Source organism: Lentzea sp. NPDC051838 (genome assembly GCF_040681245.1).
GTDB lineage: Bacteria > Actinomycetota > Actinomycetes > Mycobacteriales > Pseudonocardiaceae > Lentzea.
Window position 1 is genome coordinate 162,997 of the sequence record NZ_JBFAYI010000011.1, and the last position, 19,924, is coordinate 182,920.

Here is a 19,924-nt window from a genome sequence, read left to right on the forward strand (position 1 = left end):
AGGCCGATCAGCAGAAGACCTCGTTGAGGATCGCGTAGTAGCCGGGAGTCGGGTCACCCGTGCCCAGTCCGGCGGTGGCGGACAGTTCCGCGCGACGCTGCAGGTCCGGGCTGTAGAACGCATAGCTGCCGTAGCCCGGCACGCTGCCCGTGTGGCCGACAACCGTGGTGCCGCACGGGGTCGGCTGGATGAACAGGCCGAGTCCGTACTGCGGGCTGACCGGCGTGGTCTTCATCAGCTCGGCCTGCTGGGCGGGCCGGAGCAGCTTGCCGCCGATCAGCGCGCTGTAGAAGGTGTCGAGATCGCGGGTGGTGGTCACGACGTCGCCGACCGCCCAGAAGACCGACGGGTTGTAGCGGGTGGTGTCGGTCGCCTTGCCGTTCACGAGGCCGTACGAGTGCGCGTGCGGGCCGTGGATGTCCGGGTCGTCGCCGGGGAACGTGGTGTCGCCGAGGTGCAACGGCCGCAGCAGACGTTGCTGGACCACGCGTTCGTACGGCTGCCCGGTGATCTTCTCGATGAGCTGGCCGAGGATGACGAAGCCCGTGTTGTTGTACTCCCACTTGGTGCCGGGCTCGAACTGGAGCGGTTTGCTCGTCGAGATCGCGATGATCTCCGACGGCGTCCACTGCTTGAAGCGGATCGGCTCGAAGTCCTGCGGGCTGAAGCCGATCGCGTTCGTGTAGTTGTAAAGGCCGCTGGTGTGCTGCATGAGCTGGCGGACGGTGATGCGCGCGTCGACCAGGCCGGGCAGGTAGCGGACGACGGGCGCGTCCAACGAGACCTTGCCCTCGCCGACGAGCTGCAGCACGACGGTCGTGGTGAACGACTTGGTGATGCTGCCCGCGCGGAACCGGCCGTTGAGCGGCACCGGGCGCTCACTTCCCAGTTCCGCGGTGCCGGAGCGGGCCGTGAAGCTGCGGCGGCCTTCCGTGACGCGCGCCTGCACGCCCTGGGCCGCCGTGCTGGTGATCTGGTCCAGAGCCTGCTGGACGACCTTGCGGTCGATCTGCTGGTCGTCCGCTACCGCGGTGCCGGTGAACAGCAAGCTTGATGCCGCGACCGCGGCGAGTAAACGAGTCCCCATGGCATCCAACATGCCGTCAGTAGGGCCTGGGCGCCGCTTTCATGGCCGAAACGAGCATGGACCGCACTTTCGGCCAATGCACGTCCTGCTGGCACGAGTACGGCGGGACGAAGCCGCCGCAGGTGCCGGACGAGGCGCCGATCTCCCACACGAAGCTCGGCACGCCCAGGTCCTCGTACACCCAGTCGTCGGTGGCACCGGACGCGTTGTAGAGGACCTCGCCCGGCTGGCCCGCCTTGAACCCCGACAACGAGGCCATGTCGGTGGCCATCTTGCGCAGCGCGGCGTCGTTGCCCGTCTTCTGCGTGCTCCAACCCCACGGGAACAGCACGTAGTTGCCGTAGCTGTGCATGGAGATCACGGCGCCGGTGGTGTCACTTGACGCCGCTGCGGTGTCGCCCGGCGCGCGGGTGTCGCGGTAGAGCTTGCGCCACAACGACTCCAGCGCCACCGTCTCGACCTCGGAGTCGGCCCGCGGGCCTCGGTAGGTTTCGCTGCACTTGTTCGCCGACGAGCCGACCTCACCCCAGTGCGAACCCGCGTTGCGGTTGAGGTCCACGCCGCGTGAGCCGGACGAGCAGTCGCCGTGCGCGTTCTTGCGCTGCAGCACCGGTGAGTCGCCGCCGGACTCGACGATCTCGACGCCGTCCGGGTTCGCGATCGGCACGACCCACACCTCGACGTCGCCGAGCATCGCGGTGAGGTCGGAGCCTACGAGGTCGTCGATGAAGCGCCACGCCATGTCGCCCGTCGTGATTTCCCGCGCGTGGAGCTGCCCCATCACGAACAGGCGCGGTTTCGGGGCGGTGGGCGTCAATGCGCAGTCACCAGGGCTTTTCCGCGTAATGCAAATGGCTTTCAGGTCGTATCCGCCGGCACCCTGGGTCTTGCGCCAGGAGTCGCCGTAGTCGACCACCGTCGCGAGATCAGGATGAGCCTGGGCGACCGCGTCGAGATGGGCGAGATGAGCGGTAATCGTTCGGTAGCCGCCGTAGTAAGTCGTATCTCCGAGAGAGCGCGGTGCCCATTGAGACGGAGGCATCGCCGTCTCAACAGTGGGTCGGAAACCATCCGATCGGAGTTTGTCGGCGGTGTGCGCGTCGCCGACGACGAACAGGTCGGCCCCGTCGCGCTGCTCCAGCACGTCGTAGCCGCTGCCGAGAAGACGTTGGGCCTCGGAGCCGAGAGGAGCGGGCACACGCAGCACGAACGTCGCCTGTGGACCTTCCGCCGGTGCGGGTGCGGGGCTGAGCAGAAGGCCGAGACAGGCGAGCAGGGCCAGAGCGGTGCGCATGATCAACGATGATGGGCTGTCCGGGTGAGTCACGCCAGTTCGTTCGACCGACCGGATGATTACCGTCCGGTGCTTGGGATCGGGAAACGGGCCACTTGGCGCGCTGTGACGAAAGTCAATAGTATTTCACCCAGCATCGCAGCGGTTATTGTGCTGGCAGGCCGAAACCGACTCGACAAACAGCGAGGTTCCGCACACACATAAGTCAAGGGAGTAACGAGCGTGCAAACCATGGATCATCTCTACAACGACACCGTCGCTGAGATCTCGCTCGACTTCCCCTGGCGCGGTTCTCTCACGGACGACGACGAGGGGTTGGAGCCGACCATCGTCCGCAGCATGGACTGACCAATTCGGGGGTTCCCCATGTCCGGCCTGTCCACCGTCGTCAAGGGCACCGGCCCTGCCCTGCTGCTCGTGCACGGCGCGGGCGGCAGCGTCCAGGCCAACTACGGCCCGCTCATCGGGACCCTCTCCCAGTACTTCACGGTCATCGCGCCGGACCTGCCGGGTTCGGGCAGCTCACCGAAGGCCGCGGGGCCGCTCGACCTGGAGAAGCTCGCCGACGACCTCGTCGACGTCGCGGTGAAGGCCGGGCACGAGTCGTTCTTCGTCTGCGGCTACTCGATGGGCTGCGCGGTCGCCGTCACCGCGGCCGTGCGACATCCCGAACGGGTGCGCGGGCTGGTGCTGAGCACGCCGTTCACGAAGATCGACGCTGCTACTCGGGCGAAGATCGACGAGTGGAAGTCGTTGCTGGACGGCTCCCGCGCGGTGCTGTCGCGGTTCATCCTGTCGGTGATGTGCAGCAGGGAGTACCTGGCCCGGCTCACGCCCGCGCAGGCGGAGGGCTTCGCCGAGCTGATCGGGGCGAGCGTGCCGACCGGGTCGCCGTCGCACGTCGACCTGATCCTGAAGATCGACCTGACCGATCTGCTGCCGCAGGTCTCGCAGCCCACGCTGGTGATCGGCGCGTCCGGTGACCAGCTGCTGTCGCGTCACCTCGGCAAGCAGGTCTCGGACCTGATCCCGGGTTCGAAGTACACCGACATCGCGTGTGGGCACGCGATCGCGTTGGAGTCCGCGATGCCGTGGGCGCGTCTGATCACGGACTATCTGACGTCGGTGTAGTCGCTGTTGGTTCGAAGGCGGTGGGCCAATGCCGTGTGGCGGCGGCCCGCCCCGACCGTTCTGACGGCTTGGCCGATGGCTTTCTTGCTGCCGACGAGGACTACTAGCTTCTTGGCGCGCGTGACGGCGGTGTAGAGCAGGTTGCGCTGCAGCATCATCCACGCGCTGGTCGTGATCGGGATGACCACGCACGGGTACTCGCTGCCCTGCGAGCGGTGGATCGTCATGGCGTACGCGTGGCTCAGCTCGTCCAGTTCGGAGAAGTCGTAGTCGACCTCTTCGTCCTCGTCGGTGCGGATCGTGAGCTTCTGCTCGACCGGGTCCAGCGCGATGACGTTGCCCAGGGTGCCGTTGAAGACGCCGTTCTTGCCCTTGTCGTAGTTGTTGCGGATCTGCGTGACCTTGTCGCCGACCTTGAACACCCTGCCGCCGAAGCGTTTCTCGGGCAGACCCTCTTTGGACGGTGTCAGAGCCTCTTGCAGGATCGTGTTGAGCGCGCCGGCGCCTGCTGGGCCGCGGTGCATCGGGGCGAGGACCTGGATGTCCTTGCGCGGGTCGAGGCGGAACTTGCGCGGGATGCGGTTCGCGACCACGTCGACGGTCATCGTGGCGGCTTCCTCGGCCTCGTCGGTGCTGAAGAGGAAGAAGTCCGGAAGTCCCTGCACCTGCGGATAGTCGCCGCTGTTGATGCGGTGGGCGTTCGTGACGACGCCGGACTCCTGGGCCTGGCGGAAGATGTGCGTGAGGCGGACGTTCGGGATCGGACTGCCTTGTGCCAGCACGTCTCTGAGCACCTCGCCCGCGCCGACGGACGGCAGCTGGTCGACGTCGCCGACGAGCAGCAGGTGCGCGCCGGGCGGCACGGCCTTCACGAGTTTGTTGGCCAGCAACAGGTCCAGCATCGAGGCCTCGTCGACGACGACCAGATCGGCGTCGAGCGGGTGGTCGCGGTCGTACGCCGCGTCGCCGCCCGGCTTGAGCTCGAGGAGCCGGTGGACCGTGCGGGCTTCGTGGCCGGTCAGCTCGGTGAGGCGCTTGGCGGCACGTCCGGTGGGCGCCGCGAGCACGATCTTGGCCTTCTTGGCCTGCGCGAGACGGACGATCGACCGCACGGTGAAGCTCTTGCCGCAGCCCGGTCCGCCGGTGAGCACGGCAACTTTCTCCGTCAGCGCGAGTTTGACCGCTTCTGCCTGGTGCTGTTCGAGGTCGGTGCCGAGCCAGGCGAAAGCCTTGTCCCAGTTGACGTTCGCGAAGCTGGGCATGCGGTCGTTGTCGCTGTGGAGCAGGCGCTTGAGCTGCGCGGCCATCGAGATCTCCGCGCGGTGGAACGGGATGAGGTAGACGGCGACCTCTTCGTCCGGGAACACCTCGCGGACCACGCCCTCTTCCCCGACGAGCTCGGCGAGGCAGTCGATGACCAGGCCCGCGTCGACCTGGAGGATCTTGATGGCGTCCGCGATGAGCGACTGTTCCGGCAGGTAGCAGTTGCCGTCGGTGGTGGCCTCGGACAGCGTGAACTGCAGGCCCGCCTTGACGCGTTGCGGGCTGTCGTGCGGGATGCCGACGGCTTTCGCGATGACGTCGGCGGTCTTGAAGCCGATGCCCCAGACGTCGTTCGCCAGTCGGTACGGCTCTTCCTTGACGACCTCGATGGCCTTGTCCGTGTACTGCTTGTAGATGCGGACCGCGAGTGACGTGGAGACGCCGACGCCCTGCAGGAAGATCATGACTTCCTTGATGGCCTTCTGCTCTTCCCACGCGGCCGCGATGGCCTTGGTGCGCTTCGGGCCGAGCTTCGGGACCTCGATGAGGCGTTCGGGCGTCTGCTCGATGACGTCGAGCGCGTCGACGCCGAAGTGCGTGACGATCTTGTCCGCGAGCACCGGGCCGATGCCCTTGATCAGGCCGGAGCCGAGGTAGCGGCGGATGCCCTGGATCGTCGCGGGCAGGATCGTCGTGTAGTCGTCGACGTGGAACTGCTTGCCGTACTGCGGGTGCGAGCCCCAGTGGCCGCGCATCCTGATCGACTCGCCGGGCTGGGCGCCGAGCAGCGCGCCGACGACCGTGACCAGGTCGCCGCGGCCGGTGTCGACCTTCGCGACGGTGTAGCCGTTGTCCTCGTTGGCGTACGTGATCCTTTCCAGGACCGCTTCGAGGACGTTCATGGCCCGAACTTACAGAACGCCTCCACCAGGGCGCGGCGGGCGTCGCGCGGTTCGGTGAACGAGTCGACGGTCGCGTCGGCGATCATCGTGATGTGCTCGGGGCCCGTGACCAGGGTGATCCGGGGGACGACGCTCTCCGCGAACGCGTGCAGCAGCTCAGCGCCCGCGTGGACCTCCCCACCGGGTTGCGGTGAGCCGGCGATGGCGATGAGGGGGATGCCGTAGGCGTCGCACATGCGCACGAACCGCGCGCCCTGCTCGGCCGTGGTGGCGTCGAGCGGGCCGGACTCCTCCAGGACGCCGACCGTGCGGCCGTCGAGCGTGCCCAGGCTGGTCCTGAGGGAGTGGCTGTCGCCGAGCAGCAGCGGGGCGGCGTCGAGGAGCTGCGAGGTGAGGCCGTCCATGTTCGGAGCCTATTGAAATGGTTCGCTTTGTTAACAGAGCGCGCGTTCCCCGCTTCGGTAACCGAACGGTAACTGCACACGATCTTCACAACTTGTCCCGGCGTCCTCCACGTCCTGCCCATAAAGTCGCCGTCATGACAGGTCAGCGCCGGGTGCTCGTCGTGGAGGACGACATCACGATCGCCGAGTCCGTGGCCGTGCGGCTGCGGGCCGAGGGGTTCGTGGTGTCGGTGGCTCATGACGGGCCTTCGGGGGTGGCTCTTGCCGCCGCTTTCCTGCCTGACCTGGTCGTTCTGGACGTGATGCTGCCGGGGTTCGACGGGCTCGAGGTGTGCCGGCGGATCCAGGCGTCGCGTTCGGTGCCGGTGCTGATGCTGACCGCGCGGGGGGACGAGACCGATCTGCTGGTCGGGCTCGCCGTGGGGGCGGACGACTACCTGACGAAGCCGTTCTCGATGCGTGAACTGGCGGCGCGTGTGCACGTGCTGCTGCGCCGGGTGTCACGGGCGGTTGCTTCTCAGGCGTTGGAGCTCGGGGATCTGGTGATCGACCTGGCTGCCCGGCGGGTGTCGCGGTCGGGGGTGGAGGCTCATCTGACGCCGACCGAGTACGACCTGCTGGTGTTCCTGGCCGAGCGGCCGTCCGCCGTGCAGGCTCGGGAGCGGTTGCTGGCGGAGGCGTGCGGGTGGCACGAGGGCGCGTCGTCGCGGACGGTCGACAGCCATGTGAAGGCGCTGCGCCGGAAGCTCGGTGCCGACCTGATCCGAACCGTGCACGGGGTGGGGTACGCGCTGGAGGTGCCCCGGTGAGGTTGTTGTCCGGGTGGCTGGATCGCGTGCTGGGCTGGGTGAACCTGCTGCCGCGGCCGTTGGACTCGGTGCGGTCGATCAAGCTCAAGCTCGGGATCGTCATCGTGGTGTCGGGGTGCGTGTCGTTCGCCTACTTCCGGTACGTGACGGGGTGGTTGCCGCCGCGGACGACGCTGATCGCTTTGGTGTTGGGGTTGTTGACGTCGCAGTTGCTCGCGCACGGCATGACTTCGCCGTTGCGGGAGATGACGTCCGCAGCTCGGTCGATGGCGTCCGGGGACTACTCGCGGTCGGTTCGGGCGACGTCTTCGGACGAGGTCGGGCAGCTGGCCGAGGCGTTCACGGTGATGGCCTCGGATTTGGCCGCGGCTGATCAGCAGCGGCGCGAGTTGATCGCGAACGTGTCGCACGAGCTGCGGACTCCGATTTCGGCTTTGCAGGCCGTGCTGGAGAACGTGGTGGACGGGGTGGCCGTCGCCGATGCCGCGACGATGAAGACCGCTCTGGCGCAGACCGAACGCCTTGGACGGTTGGTGTCGGAGCTGCTGGACCTGTCGAAGATCGACGCTGGGGTGCTGTCTCTGAACCGGGAGACGTTGTCGGTGTCCTCGCTGGTCGCCGACGTGGTGGCCGAGGCTGCTGTGGCGGCACCAGCGGCTTCGTTCTCGATCGACGTTCCCGGGGATCTCGTTGTGCTGGCCGACGGGGAACGGCTGCACCAGGTGCTCGTGAACCTGGTGGACAACGCTGCCCGGCACGGACCCACCGGGGGGTTGGTGTCCGTGTCGGGGTCGGTTTCCGGTTCTTGTGTGGTGCTGGAGGTGCGCGACGAGGGGCCGGGAATCGCTCCGGCCGACCGGTCGCGGATCTTCGAACGGTTCACCCGAGGGGAGAGGGCGGGCGGTGGTGGGACCGGGCTCGGTCTCGCCATCGCCCGGTGGGTGGTGGACCTGCACGGCGGGACGATCGCCGTGGTGGATCCCGGGTCGTGCATCCGGGTGACTTTGCCTCGCTGACATTTGGTTCTTGTTCGCACCGCTGGGCGGTGTGACGGTGAAGCGCGCCCTTTTTCGGGCTTGGGAGAGACATGACTGACACGCCTGAATCCGCAGAGTCGTCCTCGGACGACGGGGCTGCCGCGCGGCGGAGGTACCGGCAGTTCCGGAAGGTCGGGTATCGGCCGGTGAGCCCAGGCTCGGAGGAGGAGCCGGAAGAGGTTGACGAGCCTGTCGACGAGACCGACGAGCCTGAAAAGCCTGTCGCATCTGAAAAGCCTGTCGCGGCTGCACCGGTCGCCACCGCCACCCTGCCGCCGCCCTCACCGTGGCAGGGCCCTCCCCGCTACCCCACCGCGGGCCCGATGGTCGTCCCAGCCCAACCCGGCGTCCCCTTCATGCCCTGGTGGACCCCACCAGCCGACCCAGCACCGACGAAAGTCCTGGCAGTTGGCCTCGTCGCGGGCCTGGCCGGCGCCTTCCTGGCCCCTCCCAACAACGGCATCGGCTGGCTCCTGGCAGGGCTCTTCGGCGTGGGCGCGGTCCTCTACTACGCGGGCAAGCCGACCGTCGAGCGCGCGCTCTGGCTGGCGGGCGCGCTCGCGTTCCTCGCGATGGGCTTCCTGCGGGCGGCCGAGTGGATCTTCCCGCTGGCGCTCATGGCCTCGTTCCTGTGCGGCTCGATCGCCATGGCGGGCGGCAAGACGGTGCGTGGGCTCGTTTTCGGCGCGCTCGGTGTCGGGCTCGGTGGGCTGCGGTCGATTCCGTGGGTCGCGAAGGGGTTGAGCAAGCGCGGGCCGATCGGGATCCGGCCGGTCATCTCGGTCGGTGTGGCGCTGGCGTTGCTGCTGATCTTCGGGTCGTTGCTGGCGGGCGCTGACCAGGCGTTCGGGAAGTTCCTCGAGGGGCTGGTACCGGACCTCGAGGTCGGCGTGTTCGTGCGAATGGCGTTCTTCGGGGTCGTCGCGGCGGCCGGCGCGCTGGGGGCGTGTTACCTCGTGGCGGCGCCTCCGAAGATCAACGAGGACGCGGAGAGCAAGCCGGGGTCGTTGCGGATCAAGGACTACGCGCTGCCGGTGGGTGTGCTCGTGGTGCTGTTCGCCGGGTTCGTGGGGACGCAGCTCGCGGTGCTGTTCGGCGGCGAGAAGTACGTGATGGAGACGGCGGGTGTCACGTTCGCCGAGTACGCGCGGTCCGGGTTCTGGCAGCTGCTGTGGGTGGCGATCCTGACGCTCGGCATCATCGCCGGCGTGGGGCACTTCGCGGCGAAGAAGACCACGCAGGAACAGTTGTGGTTGCGAGTGTTGCTCGGGTCGCTCGCCGTGCTGACGCTGGTGATCGTGGCCAGTGCGTTGAGCCGCATGTGGTTCTACCAGCAGGCGTACGGGTGGACCGTGCTGCGGCTGCTGGTCTCGTCGTGCGAGGTTTGGCTCGCCGTGGTGTACCTGATGGTGATCGCCGGCGGGATCTCGTTGCGCGCCAACTGGTTGCCCAAGGCGATCATCGGGACCGGTACGGCGTTTCTCCTTGCGGTGATGGCGATGAACCCCGAACGGGTGGTTGCCGACTACAACGTGTCGCGGTTCGACGCGACGCAGAAGATCGACACGGTCTACCTCGCGACGCTGTCGGAGGATGCGGTGCCGGCGCTCGTCAGGTTGCCTGAGCCGCAACGGTTCTGCGCGCTGCGGTGGGTGCGGGACCGCAACGTCGAGGAGGACTGGCGCGACTTCAACCTGGCTCGGTACAACGCGAAGAAGTCACTCGAAAGTGTTGCGGTGACTGAGGCCACCTGTGAGTCGGCTTACTCGGGTGAGAGGTAGTGGGTTAACTCACGGTAAAGTGGCTGGTCCACAAGTTGCCGAGAGGGTGAGAAGTGACGCTGTCGTGAGCATTGCGGCTGAACCCGTTGTTCTTCGATCGATGTTCATGGCAGGGGATGCGCCCACCCCGCGCACACTGCTGGACATCGTGCGCGCGAGTGCTACCGAGCACCCGAACGCGCTGGCCGTCGACGACGGCACCACCGCGCTGACGTACCGCGCACTGATCACTGAAGTTCTTGAGCTGTCCGAAAAGCTCGCCGCCGAGGGCGTCGGGGTCGGTGACCGCGTCGGCATTCGCGTGCCGTCCGGAACCGTGGACCTCTACGTCTCGATCCTGGCCACCCTCGCGGCGGGCGCGGCGTACGTGCCCGTCGACTTCGAGGACCCGGACGAGCGCGCCGAGCTCGTTTTCGGTGAGGCGCAAGTGAGTGCCGTGCTCGGCGAAGGCCGATCCCTTGTGCTGCACGGCACTCCGTTCGGCATGCCGGGCGAGCCGGGTCTCGACAACGACGCGTGGATCATCTTCACGTCCGGCTCCACCGGCAAGCCCAAGGGCGTTGCGGTCACGCACCGTTCCGCGGCTGCGTTCGTCGACGCCGAGGCGCGCCTGTTCCTCCAGGACGAGCCGATCGGCCCGGAAGACCGCGTGCTTGCGGGGCTTTCCGTCGCGTTCGACGCCTCCTGCGAGGAGATGTGGCTCGCGTGGCGGTACGGCGCCTGCCTCGTGCCCGCGCCACGTTCGTTGGTGCGCACGGGAATGGACCTCGGCCCGTGGCTGGTCGAGCAGGAGATCACCGTCGTCTCCACGGTTCCGACGCTGGCCGCGCTGTGGCCGGTCGAGGCGCTGGACGACATCCGGCTGCTGATCTTCGGCGGCGAGGCGTGCCCGCCCGAGCTGGCCGAACGGCTCGCGGTTGACGGCCGCGAAGTCTGGAACACCTACGGCCCAACGGAAGCGACCGTTGTCGCCACCGCCGCGCAGCTGACCGGCGAAGGTCCTGTGCGCATCGGTCTGCCGCTGGCCGGCTGGGAGCTCGCCGTCGTGGACGCGGCGGGCGAGGTCGTGCCGATGGGCGAGTCCGGTGAACTGGTCATCGGTGGTGTCGGTCTCGCGCGCTACCTGGACCTGGCCAAGGACGCCGAGAAGTACGCGCCGCTGCCCTCGATGGGCTGGGACCGCGCGTACCGCAGCGGTGACATGGTCCGCGCCGAGCCCGAGGGCCTGCTGTTCCTGGGCCGCGCGGACGAGCAGATCAAGCTCGGTGGCCGTCGTATCGAGCTCGGTGAGGTCGACGCGGCACTGCTGGCGCTGGACGGCGTCGCGGGTGCCGCCGCCGCCGTGCGCAAGACGCGTGGCGGCAACCAGATCCTCGTCGGCTACGTCGTGACCGACGGCGAGTTCGACCAGGCCGCCGCGGTGGAGACGCTGCGCGCGGAGCTGCCTGCCGCACTCGTGCCGTTGATCGCCGTCGTCGAGACGCTGCCGACGCGCACGTCCGGCAAGGTCGACCGCGCCGCGCTGCCGTGGCCGCTGGAGTCGATGGACACCGCCGGTGTGGTGTTCTCAGGTGTCGAGGGCTGGCTCGCGGAGCAGTGGGCCGCCGTGCTCGGTTCCGGTCCCGCGTCCGAGGGCGCGAACTTCTTCGCGTCCGGTGGTAGCTCGCTGGGCGCCGCGCAGCTCGTCTCGATGGTGCGCACGCGCTACCCAAGCACGTCCGTGTCGGACATCTACCAGAACCCGACGCTGTACAAGCTGGCGCGCCGCCTGGAGTCGTACGGCGAGACGGCCGAGGTGCGCGAGGTCGCGCCGACGCCGCGCTGGACCGGTGTCCTCCAGACGCTGCTGATGATCCCGCTGCTCACCATCTCCGGTGTGCGCTGGGTCGTTGCCCTGACGGCACTTTCCAACGTGCTGGGCTGGACCTCCGTGTCCTGGTGGTGGGTCGTCGCGGGCTGGGCGGTGTTCATCTCCCCCGCCGGACGACTCGCTCTGTCGGCGGGCGGTGCGCGGTTGCTGCTGCGCGGCGTGAAGCCGGGCGAGTACCCGCGCGGCGGCTCCGTCCACATGCGACTGTGGACCGCCGAGATGCTGGCGCAGATGTCGCGCGCCACCGAGCTTTCCGGCTCGTGGGTGACGCACTACGCGCGGGCGTTGGGCGCGAAGATCGGCTCTGGCGTCGACCTGCACTCGCTGCCGCCGGTCACCGGCATGCTGAAGGTGGGCCGCGGTGCCGCCGTCGAGCCCGAGGTCGACCTGTCCGGCTGGTGGCTGGACGGCGACCGCCTGGTCCTGGGCCGCATCCGGATCGGCGCCGGCGCGACCGTGGGTGCGCGTTCGACGCTGTTCCCCGGTGCCCGCATCGGCAAGCGGGCCGAGGTGGCGCCCGGTTCGGGTGTCATCGGGTCCGTGCCGACGGGTCAGCGCTGGGCCGGTGTGCCCGCGATCCGCGAGGGCAAGTCGGCGCGCTCGTTCCCGTCGCGTCGCCCGACCCGGTCGCGCTTCTGGAACCTGATGTACGGCGTGTCCTCCGGCCTGCTGGGCGCGCTGCCGTTGCTGGCGGCCGCTCCCGCGCTGCTGTACGTGCTGCGCCAGCCGGTGACGCTGACCTCGGCGCTGTGGGACGTCCCGGTCGCTTCCGCGATCTGGTTCGGCTCGTACGCGTTGCTGGTGCTGGTTTCCGTGCGCCTGCTGGGCATCGGCATGCGCGAGGGCTACTACCCCGTGCACAGCCGCGTCGCGTGGCAGGCGTGGACGACCGAGCGCCTGATGAACAACGCGCGTTCGGCGCTGTTCCCGCTGTACGCCTCGCTGTTCACGCCGGTGTGGTTGCGCCTGCTGGGCATGAAGGTCGGGCGGCACGTCGAAGCGTCCACGGTGGTTGCTCTGCCGCGCATGACCCGCGTCGACGACGGCGCGTTCCTGGCCGACGACACAATGGTCGGCTCGTACGAGCTCGGCGGCGGCTACCTGCGCATCGCGGCGGCCCGCGTGGGCAAGCGCGCGTTCCTGGGCAACTCGGGCATGACCGCGCCCGGCCGCACCGTTCCCAAGGGCGGGCTCGTCGGCGTGCTCTCCGCTGCTCCGAAGCGTGCCAAGGCGGGTTCTTCCTACCTGGGCATGCCTCCGATGAAGCTGCCGCGCGCGGCCGAGGTCTCCGACCAGTCGCGCACGTTCAACCCGCCGAAGAGGTTGATGTGGGCGCGCGCTCTGGTCGAGCTCTGCCGGTTCGTCCCGGTGATGCTCAACGTCGCGCTGGTCGTGCTCGTGCTGTTCGCCTTGAAGGAGTTCGGTCTCTGGTGGTCCGGCGTGGTGCTGCTGGGTGCCGGCGTCGCGGCCTGCTTGGTCGCCGTGGTGGCCAAGTGGGTGCTCGTGGGCCGTTTCCGCGTGCGTGAGTACCCGCTGTGGTCGGCGTTCGTGTGGCGCAACGAGCTCGCGGACACGTTCGTCGAGGTGCTCGCGGTGCCGTGGCTCGTCGGTTTCTCCGGTGGCACCCCGCTGATGAACTTCTGGCTGCGTTCTTTGGGCGCTTCCGTCGGCCGTGGCGTGTGGTGCGAGTCGTACTGGCTGCCCGAGGCGGACCTGGTGTCACTGGGCGCCGGTGCGTCGGTGAACCGCGGCTGCGTCGTCCAAACGCACCTGTTCCACGACCGGATCCTGCGCATGGACCGCGTAACCCTTGGCCGCGGCGCTACTTTGGGCCCGCACGGCATCGTCCTGCCGGGCGCGTCGATCGGCTCCGACACCACGATCGGACCCGCCTCGCTGGTCATGCGCGGAGAGGATGTACCGTCGGGAACCCGTTGGCTGGGCAACCCGATCTCCGCGTGGACATGAGCTTCTCGGTACATCACTACGCACTAGAGCTTGACTACAAGCCGCACTCCGCACGCCTTTCGGGGCGTGCGGTGCTGCAGGCTTCGTGCACGTCGCTTTCGTCGTTCTCGCTCTCCTTCGGACCCTTGCGGATCTCGAAGCTGCTGGTGAACGGCAAACCCGCGCGCTACACGCATGCTGCTGGCGTGTTGCGGGTGCGCGCGGCCGTGCGGGGGTCCTTTTCGGTCGAGGTCCGCTACTCGGGCATGCCGGTGCCGGTGCACACGCCGGAGTGGGGCGACCTCGGCTGGGACCAACTCACGGACGGCTCTCTGGTGGCCTCGCAGCCGGTCGGCGCGCCGTCGTGGTTCCCGTGCCTGGACGAGCCGTCCTCGAAAGCGTCGTACCACCTGGAAGTGACCGCACCCTCGCCGTACACGGTGGTGTGCAACGGGGTGCTGGTGGACGGCAAGGTGTCCGGCAGCACGACGCGGTGGACGTACTCGATGGCCGCGCCGATGGCCACCTACCTGGCGACCGTCCAGATCGGCCAGTACGTCGAAGCCCTGCCAGGAGTGTGGGCGCCCGCCCGCCTGCGTCGCCTGGTAGCGCACGACTTCGCCCGGCAGAACCAGATGATCTCGCTGTTCTCGTCGCTCTTCGGCCCGTACCCGTTCTCCACGTACTCGGTCGTGGTGACCGACGACGAGCTCGACGTTCCCGTTGAGGCACAGGGATTGTCGACGTTCGGAGCCAACCACGTGGACGGCCGGCGAGGCTCCGAACGGCTGGTGGCGCACGAGCTGGCGCACCAGTGGTTCGGCAACTCGGTCGGCATCGCGTCGTGGGACCACATCTGGCTCAACGAGGGCTTCGCCTGCTACTCGGAATGGCTGTGGTCCGAGGCTTCGGGTGGCCGCTCCGCCGACGCGTGTGCCGCCGGAGCCCGGGATCTGCTGCGGCGCCTGCCCCAGGACCTGGTGATCGGGCGGCCTTCGCGCGCCGACTGGTTCGACGATCGGGTGTACAAGCGCGGGGCGCTGACCGTGCACGCGTTGCGCCGCGAGATGGGCGACGACTCGTTCTTCGCGCTGCTGCGGGAGTGGTGCGCGCGCAACCGGCACGGCGTGGTGACCACCGAGGACTTCCTGTCGCTGGCGGGGCATCGGGATCTGCTCACGCGGTGGCTGTTCTCGCCTGCATTGCCCGCCTGACCAGGGGTAGTACTGGTAGCGCCGGATTTCGGGCACCCGGAACGTGATCAGGCGCCCCTCCAGCGTCCGAACGCCGAGCCGGACAGCCACGCCGTGAGCCGGTTCATGGTGTGCGGTCTCCCAGACGCCGGGTACCCGCCCCCGATATGGAGGGAGGCATCATGCTGTTCGTGGTCCTCGGCTGCTCGGTGGCCTTCGCGTTGCTGGTGGTGGAGGTGGTTCACCGCCTGGTCCGCCGCTTCACCCACAGCGGCAGGATGTACCGCCCCGGCCAGGTGTTCGGAGCGTTGCTCGCCGCTCAAATAACCCTCAGCGTCTACCCGGTCGAAGCACCCATCACCCTGCACCTGCTGGGAATCGCACTGATCCTGGCCAGCGCGTGGCTCTTGTCGGCGTTCATCAGCACGTTGGTGGACATATCGCTGTCACGGATCCGCACTGACGTCACGGACAACCGCCACGCACGGCGCGTGCACACGCAGGTCGTGCTGATAAGGCGGCTGGTGTTGGTGGTCATCGGTGTGCTGGCGGTGGGCACGATCCTGATGACGTTCCCCGGCGCGCGGGCGATCGGGTCGACGGTGCTGGCGAGTGCGGCCGTGATCGGTGCGGTGGCTGCGTTGGCGGCGCAGTCGTTGCTGGGCAACGTGATCTCGGGGATGCAGATCGCGTTCAGCGACGCGATCAGGCTGGATGACGTTGTGGTCGTTGAAGGTGAGTGGGGGCGGGTCGAGGACATCACGCTCACGTACGTCGTGATGCACCTGTGGGACGACCGGCGGCTGGTGCTGCCGACCTCGTACTTCCTCAAGACGCCGTTCGAGAACTGGACGCGCACGCAGTCGGCGTTGCTCGGGACGGTGGACCTGGACCTCGACTGGACCGTGCCGGTGGAGCCGATGCGGCAGGAGATGCGGTCGATGCTCGAGGGCAGCGATCTGTGGGACGGGCGGGTGTCCGTGCTGCAGGTGACGGCCGCGACGCAGGGGTTCGTGCGGCTGAGGGCGCTGGTCAGTGCGGCGGATGCGGGCAAGTTGTGGGATCTCAGGTGCCTGACGCGCGAGCACCTGGTGGACTGGGTGCAGCGCCACCACAGCGGGGCGTTGCCGCAGGTCAGGACTCGGACGGTGACCGGGGCGAAGAAGCAGCAGCCGGTCAGCGACCAGCACACGGACGCGCGGGTGTTCGGGGAGAGCGTGGACGGGGCGCAGCGGGAGCAAGCGTTTGCGGGGCCTAGGGAGTCAAGTGCGCCCGCAGCGCCTCCGAGTTGACCTACGATCCCGCGCGTGGAGATTGCCAGAACCCGCCTGACCTGCCCGGAGTGCGGAACGCAGCTGTCGCGGGCTGGCGACGACGCCCCGTGGTGCGCGTCGTGCGAGTGGAACCTGCTCACGCCCGCGAGCAAGCTGGCGACGCGGTGGGATCGCGCGCTCTTCGCGGAGTTCTCGCGGCAACGGCCGACCAAGCCGCCGCGCACGCCGCTGGGTGTGGCGCTGGTGATCGTGTCCGTGCTGCTCGGGCTGGTGCCGTTCGCGCTTCTCGGCTGGGGCGCCTGGCTGCTGGCCAACGGGTCGTGGCTGCTCGGGCCGCCGTTGCCGGTGCTGGCGTTTCTGCTGCGGCCGAGGCTGGGACGGTTGCCGGGCAAGGACTTCCGGCTGCGCAGAGAGCAGGCCCCGACCCTGTTCACCCTGATCGACCGGGTCGCCGCGGCGGCGGGCACGCCGGTGCCGGAGATCGTCACGATCAGCTCGGACTACAACGCGTCCACCTACCGGATGGGGTTCCGGTTCACCAGGGGGCTGAACATCGGCACCTACCTGTTCGCGACCCTCACTCCGCAGCAACGCGTCGCGCTGCTCGCCCACGAGCTCGGCCACCAGGTCAACGGCGATCCGGCGCGGGGGCTGCTCGTCCGGCCGGCGCTGACGACGTTCGGCACCCTGGCGAACATGTTCGGGGCGTACGAGAGCATGCGCGAGGTCGTCTTCGGCGGGAAGTCCATGATGCCGTTGCGGTTCCTGATGTTCTTGGTCGGGCGGGTGTTCCTGGCCGTGCAGGTGGGGCTGTCGGTCCTGGTGTTCCGCGACCGGCAGCGGGCCGAGTACCTCGCGGACGGCGTGGCGGTGGACGTCGCCGGGTCGGAAGCCACCGCGAGCCTGGCGGACCGGTCGGTGCTCGGGTCGCCGATCGTGCGCCTCCTCGCCTACCGCGCGGACACCAAAGGCCCTGCCGACTGGCCCGCGCTGGTCGCCGGCTTCCACGCCGCACGGCAGGAGGAGATCAGCGCGTACCGGCAGCTCACGTTGCGCGAGTCGAACCTGTGGGACAGCCACCCGCCGTCGGGGCTGCGGGCGCGGATCGTCGAGGCCTGGCCGCAGAAGTCGCCCGCGTTCGTGTTGAGCGAGCGGGAGTCGGCGCGGATCGACGCCGAGCTGGCGCGCTGGTACGGGCTCGCATACCAGCGGTTGCTCAACTAGAACGCTCCAGGATGCCGGTGATCAGGCCGCGGCACCGGGCGATCTCGGCCGCCTGCGAGTCCAGGCGGGCCACCTCGGCGTTCAGCGTCGCGATCAGGTTCGAGCACGGGTCCAGGCGCGGCGAGGCGTCGACCACGCACGGGAGCAGCTGTGCGATCGTCGCGACGGGCAGACCCACGTTCAGCAACGCCTTGATGCGCCGCACGGTTTCGACGTCCTCCAACCGATACGTCCGATAGCCGTTCGACGAGCGCAAAGACGTCAGCAGGCCGCACTGCTCGTAGTAGCGGACGGAGCGCGTGGAGACGCCGCACTCGGCGGCCAGTTCACCGATCAACACGCCTTGACCTTGACACTGATGTCAAGCCTTACGGTCGGCGCCATGAACGTGATCGTGCACGGGGTGCAGTCGGTTTCCGAGGACTGGGCGCAGGTCAGCGCACTGCTGGGCGAGACGGAGGTGCCGGACAGGCGTGGGCGCAAAGGGGTGCCGCTGCCGGACGACTACAGCCTGCGCACCGAGATCGATGACCTGCACGCGGTGCTGGACCGGCACGAGAACCCGACGCTGATCGGGCACAGCTACGGCGGGCTGATCGCGCTGCTCACCGCACGGGAACGCGACGACCTCAAAGCCCTCGTGCTGTACGAACCGGCGCTCTACCTCGCCGGCGAGATCCTCGACCGGATCGAATCGGCGTTGCGGGAGGGCGACCGGGACAGGGCGCTGGAGATCGTCGCGGTCGAGGTCGCCGGCGAGCAGCCGTTCCGCGTGGAGGACCCGGAGGGCTGGCTCAGGGCGCAGGACCTCGTCGACACGACGTTCCGCGAGCTCCAGCAGGTCAGCTTCTACGTGCACGAGCCGGCGGAGATCAAGGCGCCGTTGACCGTCATCCTCGGCGAGCGCACCGAGCCGTACTTCGGACGAGCAGCCCGCGATGCCGGAGGTGAGCTCGTCACGCTGAAGGGCGAAGGCCACGTCGCCCACGTCACCAACCCCGAGCTCCTGGCCGAGACGATCCGCCGCGGATCCACCACACTGGGCGGATGAGAACCGGGGACCAGGTCGTCCAGAGCCTGCCGTGGCGATGGCGCGCGCAAGGCACGATCTTCGTCATCGGCGGGCTCGGGTTCCTGTTCGACGCGTGGGACGTCACGCTCAACGCGTTCCTGATCCCGCTGGTGAGCGCCGAGTGGGGGCTGAGCCTCGGCGAACGCGGGTGGGTCGGCACGGCCAACCTCATCGGGATGGCGGTCGGGGCGTTCGCGTGGGGTGCGGTCGCGGACACCATCGGGCGCAAGAAGGCGTTCAGCCTCACGATCCTGATGTTCTCGGTGTTCACGGTCGCGGGGGCGGCGTCGCAGGACTTCGTGACGTTCTGCGTGTTCCGGTTCCTCGCCGGGATGGGGCTCGGCGGGTGCATCCCGGTGGACTTCGCGCTGGTCGGCGAGTTCACGCCGGCCAAGGTCCGAGGTCGCGTGCTGGCGGCGATGGACGGGTTCTGGCCGCTCGGAGCGACGTTGTGCGGCCTCACCGCGGCGTTCGTCGCAGGGCTCGGCAGCTGGCGGTACCTGATGCTCATGATGGTGCTGCCCGCGCTGCTGCTGTTCTGGATCCGCCGCAGCGTCCCCGAGTCGCCGATGTTCCTGGTGGCCAGGGGCCGACCGGAAGAAGCCAAGAAGGTCATCGACGACCTCGTCGCCAAAACCGGGGCGCCGAAAGAGGAGTGGCGGCTTCCCGAACCACAGCAAGTCCAGCAGCTCTCGCCCAGAGTCATGTTCGCGCAGCTCAAGGACATCTGGCGGTTCGACCCGCGACGAACGGGCGCGATGTGGTTGATGTTCCTCGCCGTGTTCCTGCTGTACTACGGCGCTGTCACGTGGCTGCCGAGCATCCTCAAGGCGCAGGGCTACGGGACGTACGCGGCGTTCATGGTCACGACGGGGACCGTGGCGGTCGGCGTGGTGAGCGCGTTGATCAGCGCCTGGCTCGTGGACGTGTTCGGGCGCAAGTGGGTCATCGCGGTGACCGCGCCACTGGCGTCCATCGCCCTGGTCATGTTCGCGGTGCAGATCAACGTCGACACGGCCGCGAAGGTGTGGATCACGCTGTACGGCGCGCTGATCCAGATCGCGATCCCCGCTCTGTACGCGTTCGCGCCCGAGCTGTACCCGACGCACCTGCGGGCCAGCGGCTTCGGGTGGGCGTCGACGATCAGCCGGATCGGGGCCGCGTTCGTTCCGGTGCTGTTCGGGGCGATCCTCTGGCCACGTCTCGGGCTGCCGCTGACGTTCGCGGTGATCGGTGTCGTGGTGGTAGGAGGCGTGATCATGATGATGCGCCTGCTGCCGGAAACGAAGATGCAACCACTCGCGGAGGCTGTTCCGTCCTAGGCGCATGAGAAGACCGCACGCCGTCGCGTCTTGTGCGCTGGCTCTCGGGAAGCCGGACAAGCTCCGGGTCGAGCAGGCGATACGCGACGGCTTCCTCACCGTGCCACTGACGATCTCCGTGCAGCCGGGACGCGACGAGGAGGTCGAGCAGGCACTGACGAAGCTGGGCGCGACCGTCGAGTCGCGGGATCCCAGAATCGGCTACCTGCGGGCCGAGATGCCGGTGGACAAGGTGGAAGACGCGTTTCTCATCACCGGCGTGTCCAAAGTGGACGTGGACGAGCCGTTGAGCAACAAGTTGCCGGAACCGTAGA

At 68.4% G+C, this 19,924-nt stretch carries 16 protein-coding genes; 11 read left to right on the forward strand and 5 right to left on the reverse strand.

Features of this window, described 5'->3' with window-relative positions:
- Positions 1 to 7: 7 nt before the first annotated feature.
- Positions 8 to 1,087 carry a serine hydrolase domain-containing protein gene (locus tag AB0M24_RS24405; RefSeq protein ID WP_363772012.1) on the reverse strand — a complete coding sequence of 360 codons (1,080 nt, stop codon included), beginning with the start codon at positions 1,085 to 1,087 and terminating at the stop codon, positions 8 to 10.
- 16 nt (positions 1,088 to 1,103) lie between these two features.
- Positions 1,104 to 2,381 carry a M14 family zinc carboxypeptidase gene (locus tag AB0M24_RS24410; protein WP_363772015.1) on the reverse strand — a complete coding sequence of 426 codons (1,278 nt, stop codon included), beginning with the start codon at positions 2,379 to 2,381 and terminating at the stop codon, positions 1,104 to 1,106.
- A 366-nt stretch (positions 2,382 to 2,747) separates the two neighbouring features.
- Here AB0M24_RS24410 and AB0M24_RS24415 point away from each other — a divergent pair, with 366 nt between their 5' ends.
- On the forward strand, positions 2,748 to 3,512 hold the full coding sequence (locus tag AB0M24_RS24415; protein WP_363772018.1) for an alpha/beta hydrolase: 765 nt from the start codon (positions 2,748 to 2,750) through the stop codon (positions 3,510 to 3,512).
- On the opposite strand, the gene AB0M24_RS24420 is transcribed toward AB0M24_RS24415, so the two are convergent.
- Complete coding sequence (locus AB0M24_RS24420) at positions 3,494 to 5,677, reverse strand: ATP-dependent RecD-like DNA helicase (RefSeq protein ID WP_363772021.1); 2,184 nt, start codon at positions 5,675 to 5,677, stop codon at positions 3,494 to 3,496. The genes AB0M24_RS24415 and AB0M24_RS24420 overlap by 19 nt on opposite strands.
- Complete coding sequence (locus AB0M24_RS24425; RefSeq protein ID WP_363772024.1) at positions 5,674 to 6,081, reverse strand: carboxyl transferase domain-containing protein; 408 nt, start codon at positions 6,079 to 6,081, stop codon at positions 5,674 to 5,676. The genes AB0M24_RS24420 and AB0M24_RS24425 overlap by 4 nt, the downstream gene beginning before the upstream one ends.
- A gap of 134 nt (positions 6,082 to 6,215) precedes the next feature.
- Between AB0M24_RS24425 and AB0M24_RS24430 the strand changes: the two genes are divergently transcribed.
- From AB0M24_RS24430 to AB0M24_RS24460, 7 genes are all read left to right on the forward strand, one after another.
- Positions 6,216 to 6,890 (forward strand): response regulator transcription factor, encoded by a 675-nt coding sequence (locus tag AB0M24_RS24430; protein ID WP_363772027.1) that lies wholly within the window; start codon positions 6,216 to 6,218, stop codon positions 6,888 to 6,890.
- A 38-nt stretch (positions 6,891 to 6,928) separates the two neighbouring features.
- A complete protein-coding gene (locus AB0M24_RS24435; protein ID WP_363772156.1) occupies positions 6,929 to 7,906 on the forward strand; it encodes a HAMP domain-containing sensor histidine kinase in 978 nt (325 codons plus the stop codon).
- A 71-nt stretch (positions 7,907 to 7,977) separates the two neighbouring features.
- Positions 7,978 to 9,708, forward strand: a complete 1,731-nt coding sequence (locus AB0M24_RS24440) for a DUF4173 domain-containing protein (protein ID WP_363772030.1) — start codon at positions 7,978 to 7,980, stop codon at positions 9,706 to 9,708.
- A gap of 106 nt (positions 9,709 to 9,814) precedes the next feature.
- Entirely contained in the window at positions 9,815 to 13,546 is a 3,732-nt protein-coding gene (locus tag AB0M24_RS24445; RefSeq protein ID WP_363772033.1) for a Pls/PosA family non-ribosomal peptide synthetase, read from the forward strand.
- Positions 13,547 to 13,617: 71 nt separating this feature from the next.
- Positions 13,618 to 14,739 (forward strand): M1 family metallopeptidase, encoded by a 1,122-nt coding sequence (locus tag AB0M24_RS24450; RefSeq protein WP_363772036.1) that lies wholly within the window; start codon positions 13,618 to 13,620, stop codon positions 14,737 to 14,739.
- Positions 14,740 to 14,900: 161 nt separating this feature from the next.
- Positions 14,901 to 16,010: a mechanosensitive ion channel domain-containing protein gene (locus AB0M24_RS24455; protein WP_363772039.1), complete on the forward strand. Its 1,110-nt coding sequence runs from the start codon at positions 14,901 to 14,903 to the stop codon at positions 16,008 to 16,010.
- 15 nt (positions 16,011 to 16,025) lie between these two features.
- Positions 16,026 to 17,216 carry a M48 family metallopeptidase gene (locus AB0M24_RS24460; RefSeq protein WP_363772042.1) on the forward strand — a complete coding sequence of 397 codons (1,191 nt, stop codon included), beginning with the start codon at positions 16,026 to 16,028 and terminating at the stop codon, positions 17,214 to 17,216.
- Here AB0M24_RS24460 and AB0M24_RS24465 read toward each other — a convergent pair.
- Positions 17,209 to 17,556 carry a MerR family transcriptional regulator gene (locus AB0M24_RS24465; protein ID WP_363772045.1) on the reverse strand — a complete coding sequence of 116 codons (348 nt, stop codon included), beginning with the start codon at positions 17,554 to 17,556 and terminating at the stop codon, positions 17,209 to 17,211. The two genes, AB0M24_RS24460 and AB0M24_RS24465, sit on opposite strands and share 8 nt — an antisense overlap.
- 42 nt (positions 17,557 to 17,598) lie before the next feature.
- Here AB0M24_RS24465 and AB0M24_RS24470 point away from each other — a divergent pair, with 42 nt between their 5' ends.
- From AB0M24_RS24470 to AB0M24_RS24480, 3 genes are read left to right on the forward strand one after another with little or no spacing between them, the layout of a single operon-like run.
- On the forward strand, positions 17,599 to 18,267 hold the full coding sequence (locus AB0M24_RS24470; RefSeq protein ID WP_363772048.1) for an alpha/beta hydrolase: 669 nt from the start codon (positions 17,599 to 17,601) through the stop codon (positions 18,265 to 18,267).
- On the forward strand, positions 18,264 to 19,610 hold the full coding sequence (locus tag AB0M24_RS24475) for an MFS transporter (protein WP_363772051.1): 1,347 nt from the start codon (positions 18,264 to 18,266) through the stop codon (positions 19,608 to 19,610). The genes AB0M24_RS24470 and AB0M24_RS24475 overlap by 4 nt, the downstream gene beginning before the upstream one ends.
- 4 nt (positions 19,611 to 19,614) lie before the next feature.
- A complete protein-coding gene (locus AB0M24_RS24480; RefSeq protein WP_363772054.1) occupies positions 19,615 to 19,923 on the forward strand; it encodes a hypothetical protein in 309 nt (102 codons plus the stop codon).
- Position 19,924 lies beyond the last annotated feature (1 nt).